Origin of the sequence: Antarctobacter heliothermus, from assembly GCF_900188425.1 — a bacterium.
Classification (GTDB): Bacteria; Pseudomonadota; Alphaproteobacteria; order Rhodobacterales; family Rhodobacteraceae; genus Antarctobacter; species Antarctobacter heliothermus.
On the sequence record NZ_FZON01000082.1, the window covers coordinates 1 to 13847 of the forward strand.

General features: G+C 58.6%; 18 protein-coding genes and 1 pseudogene. 14 read left to right on the forward strand and 5 right to left on the reverse strand.

The features are described from left to right. The 3 genes and pseudogenes from CHB90_RS27165 to CHB90_RS23730 all read left to right on the forward strand — a co-directional run. Window positions 1-744: pseudogene (locus tag CHB90_RS27165) on the forward strand (hypothetical protein); the annotation flags it as partial. A 13-nt stretch (window positions 745-757) separates the two neighbouring features. Then, entirely contained in the window at window positions 758-1084 is a 327-nt protein-coding gene (locus tag CHB90_RS23725) for a hypothetical protein (RefSeq protein WP_089280232.1), read from the forward strand. After that, the gene (locus tag CHB90_RS23730) at window positions 1084-1398 is read left to right on the forward strand and encodes a hypothetical protein (protein WP_089280233.1); all 315 of its coding nucleotides are present in this window, start codon (window positions 1084-1086) and stop codon (window positions 1396-1398) included. Before CHB90_RS23725 ends, CHB90_RS23730 begins: the two co-directional genes overlap by 1 nt. Window positions 1399-1737: 339 nt before the next feature. On the opposite strand, the gene CHB90_RS26675 is transcribed toward CHB90_RS23730, so the two are convergent. Continuing rightward, a complete protein-coding gene (locus CHB90_RS26675; RefSeq protein WP_170941173.1) occupies window positions 1738-2007 on the reverse strand; it encodes a hypothetical protein in 270 nt (89 codons plus the stop codon). A 632-nt stretch (window positions 2008-2639) separates the two neighbouring features. On the opposite strand from CHB90_RS26675, the gene CHB90_RS27610 reads away from it, so the two are divergent. Next, complete coding sequence (locus tag CHB90_RS27610) at window positions 2640-2807, forward strand: DUF6127 family protein (protein WP_170941174.1); 168 nt, start codon at window positions 2640-2642, stop codon at window positions 2805-2807. 135 nt (window positions 2808-2942) lie between these two features. On the opposite strand, the gene CHB90_RS27490 is transcribed toward CHB90_RS27610, so the two are convergent. The 3 genes from CHB90_RS27490 to CHB90_RS23750 form a co-directional block, all read right to left on the reverse strand. Next, window positions 2943-3491, reverse strand: a complete 549-nt coding sequence (locus CHB90_RS27490; protein ID WP_342744987.1) for a cation diffusion facilitator family transporter — start codon at window positions 3489-3491, stop codon at window positions 2943-2945. Between the two features lie 14 nt (window positions 3492-3505). After that, window positions 3506-3817, reverse strand: a complete 312-nt coding sequence (locus CHB90_RS27495) for a cation diffusion facilitator family transporter (protein WP_342744988.1) — start codon at window positions 3815-3817, stop codon at window positions 3506-3508. Window positions 3818-3900: 83 nt separating this feature from the next. Then, window positions 3901-4563, reverse strand: coding sequence for a TVP38/TMEM64 family protein (locus CHB90_RS23750; RefSeq protein ID WP_089280235.1), 663 nt, complete (start codon window positions 4561-4563; stop codon window positions 3901-3903). 345 nt (window positions 4564-4908) lie between these two features. Between CHB90_RS23750 and CHB90_RS23755 the strand changes: the two genes are divergently transcribed. The 10 genes from CHB90_RS23755 to CHB90_RS23800 all read left to right on the forward strand — a co-directional run bounded on the left by CHB90_RS23755 (window position 4909) and on the right by CHB90_RS23800 (window position 13597). Beyond that, the gene (locus CHB90_RS23755) at window positions 4909-6132 is read left to right on the forward strand and encodes a sialidase family protein (RefSeq protein WP_089280246.1); all 1224 of its coding nucleotides are present in this window, start codon (window positions 4909-4911) and stop codon (window positions 6130-6132) included. 2 nt (window positions 6133-6134) lie between these two features. Beyond that, window positions 6135-6863 carry a response regulator gene (locus CHB90_RS23760; RefSeq protein WP_089280236.1) on the forward strand — a complete coding sequence of 243 codons (729 nt, stop codon included), beginning with the start codon at window positions 6135-6137 and terminating at the stop codon, window positions 6861-6863. Further along, on the forward strand, window positions 6863-8308 hold the full coding sequence (locus tag CHB90_RS23765; protein ID WP_089280237.1) for an ATP-binding protein: 1446 nt from the start codon (window positions 6863-6865) through the stop codon (window positions 8306-8308). Before CHB90_RS23760 ends, CHB90_RS23765 begins: the two co-directional genes overlap by 1 nt. A gap of 121 nt (window positions 8309-8429) precedes the next feature. Then, window positions 8430-9002 (forward strand): L,D-transpeptidase, encoded by a 573-nt coding sequence (locus CHB90_RS23770; RefSeq protein ID WP_089280238.1) that lies wholly within the window; start codon window positions 8430-8432, stop codon window positions 9000-9002. 83 nt (window positions 9003-9085) lie between these two features. Then, window positions 9086-9442 (forward strand): c-type cytochrome, encoded by a 357-nt coding sequence (locus CHB90_RS23775; protein WP_245823358.1) that lies wholly within the window; start codon window positions 9086-9088, stop codon window positions 9440-9442. Between the two features lie 24 nt (window positions 9443-9466). Further along, window positions 9467-10084, forward strand: coding sequence for a c-type cytochrome (locus CHB90_RS23780; RefSeq protein ID WP_089280240.1), 618 nt, complete (start codon window positions 9467-9469; stop codon window positions 10082-10084). 69 nt (window positions 10085-10153) lie between these two features. Next, window positions 10154-10987 (forward strand): c-type cytochrome, encoded by an 834-nt coding sequence (locus CHB90_RS23785; protein ID WP_245823357.1) that lies wholly within the window; start codon window positions 10154-10156, stop codon window positions 10985-10987. A gap of 9 nt (window positions 10988-10996) precedes the next feature. After that, the gene (locus CHB90_RS23790; RefSeq protein ID WP_089280242.1) at window positions 10997-12385 is read left to right on the forward strand and encodes a multicopper oxidase family protein; all 1389 of its coding nucleotides are present in this window, start codon (window positions 10997-10999) and stop codon (window positions 12383-12385) included. Between the two features lie 29 nt (window positions 12386-12414). Next, complete coding sequence (locus CHB90_RS23795; protein WP_425426657.1) at window positions 12415-12867, forward strand: c-type cytochrome; 453 nt, start codon at window positions 12415-12417, stop codon at window positions 12865-12867. Between the two features lies 1 nt (window position 12868). Beyond that, complete coding sequence (locus tag CHB90_RS23800) at window positions 12869-13597, forward strand: DsbA family protein (protein ID WP_089280244.1); 729 nt, start codon at window positions 12869-12871, stop codon at window positions 13595-13597. 2 nt (window positions 13598-13599) lie between these two features. On the opposite strand, the gene CHB90_RS23805 is transcribed toward CHB90_RS23800, so the two are convergent. Continuing rightward, a complete protein-coding gene (locus tag CHB90_RS23805) occupies window positions 13600-13794 on the reverse strand; it encodes a heavy-metal-associated domain-containing protein (protein ID WP_089280245.1) in 195 nt (64 codons plus the stop codon). Window positions 13795-13847: the final 53 nt, after the last annotated feature.

Below are 13847 nucleotides of genomic sequence, written 5' to 3' on the forward strand. Positions count from 1 at the left end.
TCCGACGCGCTGGACGCGACCACCGAGCGGCTTTTACGCGTCGGCGCCTTCGGGCTGGGTCTGGACGCAGGGCCAAATGTCTCGGATCTGGATGCGCATGGCCTGGCCGGGTTCTTCTTCGGCTACGGCGGGGCATCCGCCTCGCCGCCAGCCGGCGACAACCCGTTTCCCACCCTGAACGGCGCCTACGGGTTGATCACCGGCAATGGCACTTTGGGCGATGCCAGCGGCTACCTTTGGCAGATCGCCGTGCAATACGGCACCCTCTCCCCCCAGCTCAAATTCCGAAACAAGGCCGGTGTCACTTGGGATGCCTGGCAGACCGTGGTCGCGACGGACAATATCCTCGGCCCGGTCAGCCAAACTGGGGGTGTGCCCACCGGGGCCATCATCGAACGCGGCAGCAACGCCAACGGCGACTACACCCGCTTTGCCGACGGCACGCAGATTTGCACGCGCCAGGGCCTCGTCGCTTCCTATGTCGACGCTGACCACTGCGCTGTCACCTGGACTTGCCCGGCGGCTTTCGTCGCGCCACCCACTGCGGTCACGCTCACCCTCGACGGCGGCGCCTGGGGCGCGAGCGGTCCGGCCAGCGGGGTCGGTCGCGGCGACGTCCAGCCAGTCTCCGGCACCAATACAGCGTCGGCCGTTTCCGCGCAGGCCTGGGCATCGGGCAGCGTCACATTTGTATCCGGCGACACGGTCCCTTTGCTGGGCGTCGCCTTGGGCCGCTGGTTCTGAGGAGGAGCTTTCCATGAACATCACTTTGGTGCCGCAGCGCCGAGACACGCCGCTGGTCGCAGTCAAATCCGGCGATGTGCTGGCGCTCAACGGCGAGGCATTCGATTTTAGCCCCCTGCAGGACGGCGATGTGCTGCCCTCAGAGGCCATCGCGTCGGACCTCTTCGCGGGGCCGGTGACGCGCATCACTGGGGTCCTGCAGATCTCTCTTGTCCTGCCCATCGGCGCGCATGCGCCAGAGGAGGCGAGGTTTCCGCTGCCACTTTCGGACGTGCCGGATGGTAAGATCCTGCTTCCCGCGTTCGACGTCATGGCGGGTAGTGATGAGGAGAACACGTGATGACCAATATTGATTTTGCGAAGGCGCAAAAGGCAGAGGGTCGGACGGCCCGTAAACAGAAAGACCGTCGTCTTGCGCTAAAAGCCGAAGCCAGACGCCGCATCGCAGCGATCTTTGACGATCGGACCCAGATGAACCTGGTCGGGGCGGCAATCGCAGGCGATCTCTCGCGCGCCGAGATCGCGGTGTTCCGTGCATCAAGACGCTGGATCGCCGAAACGCTAAGCGCGCATCGTGCCGCGGCATCGTCCGGGGCCGATCCGAAGTGGCCAGACGCCCCAACCGGACTCGCAGAACTGGTCGCCAGGTTTTGACAGATGCACCGGCCGCAAATCGCACGTCCTGAAGGCGCCGCGGGCGCCTTCTCGTGATCTCGGCCTCAACCCACATGGAAAAGCCGGGCCAGAGGAATGGCCTGGAAGCACCGCATGCCTCGACAGCCCACCGCACATCCGGCCCACCAGTTCCAGTTAACTGTGTCAAAAAGCGGTGGATCGACCCCGATCCATGCCTGGATTGTGCCCCATCCTTGCGGAAAGTCTTTTCCAGAAAGGGGGCGACTTGTTGCACCTGAGCAAGATCGCGGTGTGAACAGGCCGTAATTGGATAAAAGACCCGCGACACTGCCCTCTCGTCCTTCGATCGACGGACACCTACTTCGGCGGTGCGGCGCGCTCCACAAGATCAACGCCAACGCCACGGCACGCATGCGCGGACGCCTCGTGCTGAACGGTTCGATAGAAATCCGCAGCTCTTTCGGCGAGAATAGCGGCGATCATGTTTTTGAGGCACCAGTGCGCTGGCTGTTGACCGTGGCGCCACAGACCGCGGGCGATACCGCCGAGATTCAGGGCAGTTTTAAGGGGAAGGACGGCGACTGCACTGCTGTGAACTCGGCCTTTTGTTGCGCCAAGATCGGTCAAGGGGCCCGCGCCTACGTGGGGAATACCGCCAGCCAAACACTTGACCAAGCACTCGAGACACGCAGTTAGAATCGCGATCATCACGTCAGACTTAATATGGCCATCACAACCAGACTCGCCCCGCGCGCAAGGTCCGCGTGTAGGCTTGGACCTTGATAACGAGCAGCCGAGCGCCAAACACCAACGACAGCCAGAAAATTATAAGGGACCGAAAGGGCGTATCCAACAAGCAGTGCCGCCCTAGGCTTGTCCACCGCGATCAGCGTCAGAAACAGCAAGCTGGAAGCCACGTTGATGACGAGGCCGATGGTCACTAGCCACGTCCAGAAAGCTTCATCGAGTGGCAGTTCGCCTCGCCACAGGGCACGGAGTGTTATCATGGTTCAATCTAAAGGCAATGTTGTGGGATTTTGCCAGTTGGCGCTTCCGACCTCAAGACACTGGAAGGCAGATCTGATCTACCGGAGATGTTTCCAAACAAGATGATCAGGGCCGTGAGTCGCGGTGTCCACCGCGCCGCCGTCAAACTTGCAGTCCTGTGTGATGAAATTTCTACCGAAGGAAATGATCCTGAGACAGCAACCCGAGCGGTGCAGTGCCTTATCCGCATATCCTAGCTCAAATTCCAGGCCATGTTGACGCGTCCCAAACCTGCGCTTGCCGATACCGGCCTCGACGGCGACGAAGCCGCGCTGGACACCCGTGATCTGCGCTCGCTGATCGACGGCATCCGGCTGTTGCGCCCCACCGCGATGCAGACGGCAGTCCGCATGAACACCCTGATGTCACGGCAAAAATGAAGGACGTCGACCCCCAAGCCTAGCTCGCAGAAATCCTCAAGCGACTACCAGACATGCCCTTATCACGCGTCCATGCGCGGCTAACGTGGAGCTGGAAGACCGCATAGGAAAACGTCAAGGCCGCACAGCTGCGGTCTACGCCGGATGCTTACTGTGATCCGGCGCCCCGCGGTGTGCCTCTGGCCCGCCTGACCGGGTCACATCCAGATCGCGCGCACGCGCTTCGTCAAGGCAGGCGGTTTCGAGCTGTAGAGTCACCACGTGAAAGCCGTGGTGGCCTGTCAAGTAACCGTATGCTGTTTCGAGTATGCGCGCTGCATCGGCGGGCTCGGCATGGCGGACATGAGCCGAGAAAACATGCTTGTCGCTGGTCAGTGTCCAAGCATGGACATGGTGCACATCCAAAACGCCGTCCTGCCCACGTAAATCCGCCGTCACGTCCTCGAGATCCAGGTCCTCGGGTGTCCCTTCCAGGAGTATATGCACCGCCTCTCGAATGACTCCGACAGAGGCCCAAAGCAAAACTACTCCGAATGCTATGCCGAGTATCGGGTCGATCGCCAGAAATCCGGTAAACTCGATGACGAGCGCGGTCACGATGATCAGCAGGCTGCCGACAAAGGTCTGAATGATGTGCCAGAGCGCACTGCGGGTATTCAGATCGTCCCGGCTGGATTTCCACATGAGGCCGTGCGAGATCACCTCCGTACTAGACCGCCGAAGGCTACCCAGAGCATGGGTCCTGTGGGCAAGTGGATCGGGTCGCCCGGCCGCATGGCGCCCATCCAAATCACCAGAAGAGCCATACCGAGAAGAAAGCCCCCATTCACCAATGCACCAATGATCTCGGCGCGATACCACCCGTAACTGCGCTCCATGTCCGCCGGACGCCGTGCGATCCGTTGCGCGATAATCGCCACGAGCACGCCTCTGACTGCCGACAATGTGTGAAACGCATCCGACAGGACCGCGATCGAGCCCGTCCAGAGCCCTACAGCCAGTTCGATTATGAAGTATGCAAGTGAGCCGAGCGGAAATCACCAGAGCCTCGCCGGATGTGGGCATGGACCCGGCGTGAGAATGAGCGGCCATGTCAGCGTTGCTTTCTTAGGGTGCGGCGTTCGCGCCAGACGACAAAAAGAACTGACAGGGCCGTGAATCCACCCAGAGCAAGAGCTGTCCAAGTGGCGGTCTGCAAGTCTCCATTCATGGCTTCGCTGCCCAGATGCGCGAGGAGGAAGCTCGCCGGAATGATCCCGGCTAGGGTCGCCAACGCGAACCGCCACAGATGCAGCTTGCTGAGACCCGCCGCGTAGCTGATCATGTCGAACGACAGAAACGGTAGCAGCCTGCTTCCGAAAACCAGCAATGTCAGAATGTTTTGCGACCCCAGGAGGCCTTGACCCATCCTGCCGCTGACACGGCGTTCGACAAAGGGACGTCCCAGCCCGCGCGCGAGCAAGAAAGCGGCAAGCGCGCCAAGTTCCGCGCCAAGGACCACAAGAAGCGTACCGAACGTATGTCCGTAGGCGGCTCCGGCGGCCAGCGCGATAGGTGCCGAGGGCAAGGGGCTAGCGACGATCGCAATCGTCATCAGCGCGACGACCAGAGCAGGGCCGAGCAGTCCGGCCGCGTCGATCCAGTTCCGTAGGTCCTCACGTTCCAGACGCTTCATTTCTGGGCCGAGAAGGTCTGGACCTGCAAAGGCCAAGACCAGCAACGTTAAACCCACCAGTAGAAAAAGACGCTTTGCCATTCCTCACTCCGTGTAGAGGGACGCGGGAAACCCAGCGGCGTCCAGGCCATCGAAAACGCATTTTGGCATGCACCACTCGGATTCGCGCCCATCGTCGCGGACCTTTTGCGCAGAAGAGTTTGTGACGAATTTTCTCATGCATCAGTATGTGATGCCTCCAGCAACTGGAAGGTCAATACACTTGTGGCCCATTGATACAATTTGCGACAAAGGAAGTTAGGGTCTTTCTGGAAAGATCAACCTACTCTTAGCCTTATGAAACACGACAAAATAGATCCAACATTGGTCCGACGCTTAGCCGTGGAGATCGGTCAAACGGAGCCCGGTTTGCTGGCGGGGATGTTCATGCTCTTTGCCACGATCATCAGCGTGTCAGGATGGCAGGCCGCGTTCGCGCAAACCGCCCCGCCTCTTTTCGATTTCATCGAGGAAGTTGCCCTGCCAGTCGGCCCTGATGCACATGAGCCGTCGATCGCCCAGCATGACGGCAGATTGTATCTAAGCTGGATGGAGCGCAGCCTAGATCAGACTGTCGTTATGATGGCAATCCGCGATGATCAGCAGTGGTCAGAACCACGCATTGTCTATCAGTCCGCAGACCTCTTCGTTAATTGGGCTGACCATCCTGGCATCGCCGTTTTCGCAAACGGAACCATCGCCGTCCATTGGCTCCGCGAAATTGGTCCGTCGAGCTTTGACTACCAGATAGAGATTGCGCTGTCTGCGGATGGCGGCGTGTCCTGGACGGACCCGCTGATACCTCACGACGACCGCACACTGGCGCAGCATGGATTTGCCTCGATGGTGCCCGTCGGACCGGACGAATTGACAGTGATTTGGCTCGACGGCCGCGCTTATGGACGCGATGCCGAAACGGGATCGGGTTTTCCGGATGCGATGCAATTGCGGGCAACAACGCTCACAGATAACGGCATCACAGGACCGGACGTCTGGGTGGACCTTCAAACATGCTCTTGCTGCCAAACCAGCATCACATCAACGGCAAGCGGAGCAATCCTGGCGGCCTATCGAGACCGCACGGATGGTGAAATCCGGGATATCTCTGTGGCCCGTCTCGAAGACGGAAAATGGCATCCACCAGTTTCGGTACATCGCGACGGATGGGAATTGGCGGGCTGTCCAGTCAATGGGCCCGCAATCTCCGCGGAGGGAAACAGTGTCGCGGTGGCCTGGTTCACTGGCGCGCAGGAGACAGCGGTGGTCAATGTGGCATTCTCAAACGACGCCGGTATCAGTTTCGAAGATACTGCGAGGATCGATTTGGGTAGTCCGGTTGGCCGTGTTGACCTCGAGATGCTGGAGGACGGCACCGCGATTGTTTCATGGGTTGAATGGAGCGACACCGGCGAGGCTTTGATGCTCTGCCGCGTTCAGCAAGGCGCGGGTTGCACTGCGCGCGAAACGCTGGCGATCAACATCGCAGGCGCGTCCATCAATTTCCCCAAACTCGCAAAGCTCGACCGCGACATCTATGTCGTCTGGACCCAGCCGGTTGATGCCGGAGATACACTTGCGATGCGCCGCGCGACTTTCGCCCGGAAAGACTAACGATGTCAGCGCCGCCCCATATCCTTGTCGTTGATGACCACGCAGAAATCAGGCGGTCGATCACCCGTTTCCTCGAGAAAAACGGACTGCGTGCGACGGGAGCCGGGGACACAACGGAAATGGACGCGCGACTGACACAATACGCTATCGATTTGATCGTTCTCGACATCATGATGCCAGGAGAGGACGGTCTTGACGCCTGTGCCAGACTGCGGCGTGACGAACAAATGACACCGATCCTGATGTTGACCGCACTTGGTGAAGACGACGACCGGATCAAGGGACTGGACACGGGCGCGGACGACTACCTTGCCAAACCGTTTAATCCACGTGAGCTGTTGGCACGGATCAATGCGATTCTGCGTCGTGCGGGTGAGGCGGCGCCCCCTCACGGAGGGAGCTTCGCGGGCAAGCAGGTGAGGTTTTCTGGGATTACATTCGACCATGATGCTGGTCACGTGATTGCCCCCGATGGCACGACAGCGACACTGACAACAGCGGAAGCTAAACTGCTCTTGGTCTTTCTGGAACGTCCACGTACCGTGATCAGCCGGGACAATCTTCTTGAATTGAGCGCTGGGCGCTCTGCGGGGCCATTGGACCGAACAATCGACAATCAGGTGTCGCGGCTTCGGCGAAAAATCGAACCTGATGTGTTGCGGCCACGAATTATTTCGACTGTTCGGAATGGCGGCTATTGCCTGAACTGCGATGTGGAAACCAACCCGTGATGCGAATGGGGTTTCGAACGCAGATCGCAATTTTGGTCGTATCTGTTCTGTTTGTGGCTCAGATAGCGGGGCTTTGGATCTTTGTCGATGAACGTTCGCTCGCGGTTCAAGCCGCAATCGGGACCGAGGCTGCTGGACGCGCGGCGAATGTGGCGCGACTGATTGAAGACGCTCCTACTGAATTGCAGGACGGGATCATTGCCGCCGCGAACTCACCGCTCGTGCGCTTCGACCTCTCAGACACCCCTGCCGTTAGACATACGCATCATGATAAGAACGGGGATGTGGAAGCCCGAATACGAGCGCTGCTGAACGATGGCTACAGCAGGGATATCCGTGTCGAGGTACACGAAATCGAGCAGGGGCTTTTGCCGCTGCCGAATCTCTCGCCGGAAATGGCTGCGATGCATGTCGAGATGATGCAGGGAACGCTGTCCGCGATCGAGATGGAATTGTCCATCGCAATCGCCGGGGGCCGCTGGCTGAATGTTGGCACACGGTTTGAGCGGCCACCGATTCAATGGTCCTGGTCGTCAACGTTGTCCTTTGTTCTGTCAACTGCTGTACTGTTGTTGGCTATCTTTTGGTTCCTCCTGACACGCTTGACACGTCCGTTGAACGAGCTTGCCTTGGCCGCTGAGGAACTGGGCCGCGGTGGCGGGCAGGAATCGCTTACACCAGTTGGTCCACAGGAAGTTCGAGACATGACAACGGCATTCAATAACATGCAGGCCCGATTGGCGCGGTTTGTCACTGATCGGACTGAAATGTTGGCCGCACTGGCCCATGATCTTAAAACGCCGCTCACGGCTCTGCGTGTGCGTGCTGAGATGGTCGAAGACACAGAAACGAAGGAAGGCATTTCGGCATCTCTGGAAGAGATGCAGGATATGGTCGAAGCAACACTCGCTTATGCGCGGGGCGTTGGACAAGACGAACAGATACAAAATATTGAAATAAAAGGATTTCTTTCTGATATTCAGGGAAGTATGCCTGCGAAAATCGGCATGAAACGCGGGCCAAAAGTGATGGTCCAGATCAAACCCAAAGCCATGCGCAGAGCGCTGCGCAATCTTGTCGAGAACGCCCACCGCTATGGACGCAGCCCCGAACTTTCTTGGCAGGTTTCGGACGATACCGTCGATGTTTTCATCGACGACTCTGGACCCGGGATCCCTGTAGATCGGATTGGAGAGGTGTTTCAACCCTATCTTCGACTTGAACAGTCGCGCTCTATGAAAACAGGGGGGCATGGGTTGGGCCTGTCAATCGCCCGCAGCATCGTTCTCGCGCATGGTGGTACGATCACCTTGTCCAATCGTACCAAGGGCGGGCTGCGCGCACATGTTGCTTTGCCGCTTGCTCCCGGAAGGGCTTTCAAGCCACGGGCGCCCGAGGCGTTGGACCAAGACGGCTCTCCCAAAGTTCTCCCCCACAAGGCTTGAGCAGATCCGATGTAAGCCGACGTTGATACATATCCTTACAAAAATCCGGGCCTCGATACGTTTCGTAAATCGATGAAGTTCGTTATAAAACAAGTGTTAGACACTGAATAGAGGTAGGCTCATGCAGGTACGAAACCGACGTTCCCTAACGCGGCGAGATTTCGCACACGGACTTGGGGCAACGATGATTTTCGCACCGTCCCTGGCCAGAGCCCAAACAACGGGCACGGTGCGGCGCAATGTTTCTGCCTTACGCATGCACGCGTGGCAGGATCATTTTGAAACGCTTGGTGTCGGTCTGATTATTTCGGATACCGGTTCAATGGTGCTTCAGCATTGGGCGGCAGACGGCGAGATACGGCTCTACCCAACGTCTGTCCCCTTGTCAGAGGAATTGACGCGGCGTGGGTACACAGAAGTTGTGGAAAAGCGAAAGAACCCCAGCTGGGCTCCGACGCCCTCCATGCGCGAGCGCAACCCTGAATGGCCCGCCAGAGTCCAGGGCGGCGATCCAGCCAACCCCCTCGGGACGAGAGCCCTTTACCTGTCCTGGCAGTATTACCGAATTCACGGCACACAGGACACCCGCAAGATTGGCCGTCGTTCATCCAATGGGTGCATCGGCCTTTTCAATGAGCACATAGAAGAGGTGTTTGATCGCGTCCCCGTTGGCACGAAGGTCAAATTGATTTGATTGGGCGCTATGCGATCATCGCGGTCGCCATTGCGGCAGTTCTAGGTATTGGTTTCTGGTGGACGGGAACAAATGGTAGCGGAGTGACGCCCAGTGTAAACGGCACGGGACCCACTGGCGCAGCATTGGTCGAAGTCGCGGTACCAGAAACACTTTCAGTAAATGCAAAGCTTGGAAAATTGGCCTTCGACGCCAAATGCGCGGCCTGCCACGGTGCAAATGCGGCTGGGCAAGACGGGGCCGCACCACCGTTGGTGCATAAGATCTATGAACCCAACCATCATGGTGACGCATCATTTCTTCTGGCCGCCAAGAATGGGGTCCGGGCGCATCACTGGCGATTTGGAAATATGCCCCCTGTAGAGGGCTTGACCGACGGCGACGTGAAAATGATCGTGGCCTATGTGCGCGAACTGCAGCGCGCAAACGGGATCAATTGAAATGCCTTACAGGAGGAAACTGATATGGGTTTGAAAATTTGGATCTCCGCAATGGCTATGGCATCCTTCGGATTGGCTGCACTCGCCCATTCCGGTGCCACCGGTGTGATGAAGGAGCGAATGGACGCAATGGGGGAGATGGGCGACGCAATGAAAGTTTTGACGCCGATGATGCGAGGCCAAACAGCTTATGACCCGGAGGTTGTGCGCGCTGCGGCTGACACGATGATCGGTCATGCTGGCTCCTCGATGACCAGTTTATTCCCCGAGGGATCGAACGGCAAGCCTTCTGTGGCTCTCGATACGATCTGGGAGGAGTGGGAAGAATTCGCCGCTTTGGCTGAGGTCTTGGGAAACAGTGCAGCGGGTATGAAGCGGGCCGCAGATAACGGCCTTGCCACACCCGGTGACATGTCTGGCGGCGGTAAGATGGGAACCGGCCAGGGAATGATGGGCACTGGCCAGGCAATGATGGGTGCCGATCAGGGAATGATGGGCACGGGGAAAGGCATGGTCGGCGGCACACCGGGACAGATGATGACCGCAGACATGCTGGCGGAAATGCCCGTCAACGCCGGGTTCATGGCGGTGACGCAAACCTGTTCGGCTTGTCATCAGAAATTCAGGGCCGAGGTTAACTAGCGCGTGACGCGTCTCCGACATGCAATCCTGCTTGTTGGCGTTCTAGGCGTCGCGAGTGTCGCGGGCCTGATGGCCTGGCCCATAGGTGTTGAAACGCCCGAAATCACACTCGACGGAGAGGTGGATCGTGGCGCCTATCTGGCGCGCGCATCGGGATGCATCGCCTGCCACAGCGATTTCGAAACGGGTGGCGCGCCGCTTGCAGGGGGCGCACCACTTGAGACGGATTTCGGCACCTTCTACCCTCCGAATCTGACGACCGATCCCGACCACGGGATGGGAAACTGGACCATTTCCGATTTCGCCCGCGCCGTGCGGCAGGGGGTCTCGCCGGAGGGTGAGCCCTATTATCCCACATTTACTTACCCATTTTACGCCCGTTTCAGCGATAAGGATATTTCCGATCTCTGGGCCGCCTTTCAGACTGTTCCTGCTGTTCCGGAGCCTTCGCCGCCGCACGAGGCCCGTTTTCCCTTCGACCAGCGTTGGGGCCTGAAACTGTGGCGGGCCGCATACTTGTCGGAACCAGACACGCAACCTGTTGAAGGGCGAAGCGACAACTGGAACCGCGGAAAGTGGCTGGTGCGGGGTGCTGCGCATTGCGGAGCCTGTCACACCGATCGAAATTTCGCTGGCGCGCGGATCGCTGACCGGATCTTCGCCGGCAACGACAGATTGCCAGGCGGAAAACGGGCACCGTCCATCCTTTCCGCCGATCTTCAGGCTGCCGATTGGGACGCCGACAGCCTGGCCTATGCCTTACGCACTGGCATCACGCCCGAAGGCGATGTCTTTGGCGGCAGCATGGCGGAAGTGGTGAACGACGGGACGGCGTTTCTGAGCGACGCAGACCTAATCGCCATAGCGACGTATATCATGGACAACGATCTAACCGAGAATTGAGCTAACACAATGCCACTGAAACTGACCCGCAGACACTTCATCGCCTCCGGCACCGCGTTGGCGACACTCGGCACGCCAAAAGTCTATGCTGCCGGGTTCGATGAATTGCGCGCCCGCGTCAACGAAATCCAGCTCTTGCCCGAAAAGTACGGGCAGACACAAATTTGGGGGTTCGAGGGCAGTGCCCCCGGCCCAGAAATTCGCGCGGTGCAAGGCACGCAGGTCCAGCGGCGTGTCTTCAACGACTTGCCCGACCCGACCTCCACCCATTGGCACGGAATCCGCATTGATAACGCAATGGATGGTGTTGCGGGTCTGACGCAGGACCCTATTCAGCCCGGTGAGAGCTTTGACTATGGCTTTATTTTGCCAGACGCCGGCACCTACTGGTATCATGCGCACAATCGCTCGTTTGAGCAGGTCGCGCGTGGCCTTCACGGCGCGCTCATTGTCGAAGAACGCAGCGCCATCGACATCGATCACGAAGAGGTCCTGATCCTCGACGACTGGCTTGTCGACCCCGAAACGGCGCAGATCGCGAACACATTCGGCGCCATGCACGACCTCAGCCATGCGGGGCGCATGGGAAATTACATCACCACAAACGGCACTTACAATCTCACGCGGAATGTGAAGCGCCATGACCGGCTCCGGCTGAGATTGATCAATGCTGCCAATGCACGGGTGTTTCAATTGGGACTGGACGGGCTTGAAGGTTGGATCGTCGCCTTGGACGGTATGCCTTTGGCTCAGCCGAAGTCGGTTGACGGTCTCTTGCTATTGGCCCCGGCGCAACGCATTGACCTGATCGTTGATGTGACAGCAGAGACAGGCAGTGCAGGCCATATCGTACAGCTCGACCGGAACGAAAGTTTCTCTCAGGTGGCTTTTGAGGTAACCGGCGAGGGATCAAGCGCACGGCGAGAGAACCCTAAACCTTTGCCGCCCAACGCTTATACCAAGCCTGATCTGGCGTCGGCAAGAAACCTCGCATTGCTTATGGAAGGCGGGGCGATGGGTGGCATGCGCGGGGCCACGATGGACGGTCAGATGTCATCGATGCGCGACATGATGCAGGCTGGAAATTTCTGGGCCTTCAATGGGGCTGTCGGGGGTATGGATGGCCCGCCCTTGGCGGACTTGTCGCTTGGTGAGACCGTTCGGCTGAAGATCACCAATGATACCTCCTTTCCGCATGCGATGCATCTCCATGGAATGCACTTCCATGAGATAGAACCCAACGGGAGCCTCGGTGCCTTTAGAGATACCACGCTTCTCGATCGTGGCGAGGTGCGCGAGATCGCATATGTCGCGAACAACCCCGGGAAATGGCTGCTGCATTGCCATATGCTGTCACACGCCAGATCGGGCATGATGACCTGGGTTGACGTGGCATGAAGGGGCTGGCGGCAACCCTTGGAGTTGGCATGCTGGCTGTACTCGTGACGGGAGCCTATCTCGGGGCCGAAGCCGCAGCCGATGCCGAGAGCGGCGCAATGCCGAACAACGTCGATATTGTCGTTGGTCAGGATCTTTATGCCGAGACTTGCGCAGCCTGCCATGGCGCCAATCTTGAAGGCCAGGAAAACTGGCAAAGTCCGAGAGAGGACGGCCGTCTTCCCGGGCCCCCACATGATGAGACCGGGCATACTTGGCACCACAGCGATCAGCTTTTGTTTGGGTATACCAAGCTCGGGGGCCGTGAGGTGTTGGCGGCTCAAGGTATGGAGTTCGACAGCGGCATGCCAGGATTTGCAGATCGGCTGACCGACCAGGAGATATGGAACATTCTCGGATACATCAAATCGACTTGGCCCGAGCGGATCCAGAAAATGCAAACCGAGCGCACGAAGGACGAGACGCGCTCAAGGGAGGATTGACATGAAGATCGCACATATAGTTGCCATGGCGTTCGCGCTGATGGTGCCACTTACCGTTCACGCGGGCGAACTGAGCGAAGACCGGGTCAAGGAACTGGTTCTGGAGGCCATTCGCGAGAATCCCGAAATCGTACTCGAGGCAGTTCAGATCATCGAACAGCGGGAGCAGCAGCGCCAAGCTGCGGCCGCGAAATCGGTGCTGTCGGACAACCGTGATTTTCTGGAAAACGATCCCAATGCTCCTGTCTTGGGGAATATGGACGGAGATGTGACGGTGGTCGAGTTCTTCGACTACAATTGCCCCTATTGCCGGCGCGTGAAGCCGCATATCGAGACACTGCTTGAAGAAGATCCGAACGTGCGACTCGTTTATCGAGAGTGGCCAATTCTTGGAGATGGGTCGGTATTTGCGGCGCGGGCCGCACTAGCTTCACGCGAACAGGGAAAATACGAGGAATTCCACTGGGCGCTCATGGGCATGCAGGGCCGGGCAGAGGAAATCTCAGTGATACGGGTTGCCGAAGAAGTCGGACTTGATATCACGACGCTGCGTCTCGATATGCAGTCCCCCAAGATCGATGCGCATATTGCCGCGTCCATGGAGTTGAGCCGAGCGCTCGGATTCAACGGAACGCCGTCCTTCGTGATCGGCGATGCGCTGGTTCCAGGTGTTATCGAGGCGGATCAGATGATCCGGTTGGCGCAGGAGGCGCGCACGGCGCAGGAGTAAGATCAGACCCGCGTGGAATCGTACCCTGCAGTTTTGATCGCCTGGGCGACGGCATCGTCTGTTTGCGCCGTCTCGACATCCACCGTTCGGTTGGTCAGGTCGGGCGTAACTTTTGCCGCCGGGTCGAGAGCCGCAATTTCCTTGGTAATCGCTGCAGTACAATGGCTGCAACTCATGTCTGGGACGTGAAATATCATGGGCTTCCCCCCTCATCAAGCGATGGGATAACACTTCCAGCCAGTGTAGGGTC

Bases quoted from the DNA above. Each gene is read 5' to 3' on its own strand.
- CHB90_RS23725 (WP_089280232.1), top strand. From the start codon at position 758: ATGAACATCACTTTGGTGCCGCAGCGCCGAGACACGCCGCTGGTCGCA.
- CHB90_RS23730 (WP_089280233.1), top strand. From the start codon at position 1,084: ATGACCAATATTGATTTTGCGAAGGCGCAAAAGGCAGAGGGTCGGACG.
- CHB90_RS27610 (WP_170941174.1), top strand. From the start codon at position 2,640: ATGTTGACGCGTCCCAAACCTGCGCTTGCCGATACCGGCCTCGACGGC.
- CHB90_RS27490 (WP_342744987.1), bottom strand. From the start codon at position 3,491: ATGTGGAAATCCAGCCGGGACGATCTGAATACCCGCAGTGCGCTCTGG.
- CHB90_RS23750 (WP_089280235.1), bottom strand. From the start codon at position 4,563: ATGGCAAAGCGTCTTTTTCTACTGGTGGGTTTAACGTTGCTGGTCTTG.
- CHB90_RS23755 (WP_089280246.1), top strand. From the start codon at position 4,909: ATGCTCTTTGCCACGATCATCAGCGTGTCAGGATGGCAGGCCGCGTTC.
- CHB90_RS23760 (WP_089280236.1), top strand. From the start codon at position 6,135: ATGTCAGCGCCGCCCCATATCCTTGTCGTTGATGACCACGCAGAAATC.
- CHB90_RS23765 (WP_089280237.1), top strand. From the start codon at position 6,863: ATGCGAATGGGGTTTCGAACGCAGATCGCAATTTTGGTCGTATCTGTT.
- CHB90_RS23770 (WP_089280238.1), top strand. From the start codon at position 8,430: ATGCAGGTACGAAACCGACGTTCCCTAACGCGGCGAGATTTCGCACAC.
- CHB90_RS23780 (WP_089280240.1), top strand. From the start codon at position 9,467: ATGGGTTTGAAAATTTGGATCTCCGCAATGGCTATGGCATCCTTCGGA.
- CHB90_RS23785 (WP_245823357.1), top strand. From the start codon at position 10,154: ATGGCCTGGCCCATAGGTGTTGAAACGCCCGAAATCACACTCGACGGA.
- CHB90_RS23790 (WP_089280242.1), top strand. From the start codon at position 10,997: ATGCCACTGAAACTGACCCGCAGACACTTCATCGCCTCCGGCACCGCG.
- CHB90_RS23795 (WP_425426657.1), top strand. From the start codon at position 12,415: ATGCTGGCTGTACTCGTGACGGGAGCCTATCTCGGGGCCGAAGCCGCA.
- CHB90_RS23800 (WP_089280244.1), top strand. From the start codon at position 12,869: ATGAAGATCGCACATATAGTTGCCATGGCGTTCGCGCTGATGGTGCCA.
- CHB90_RS23805 (WP_089280245.1), bottom strand. From the start codon at position 13,794: ATGATATTTCACGTCCCAGACATGAGTTGCAGCCATTGTACTGCAGCG.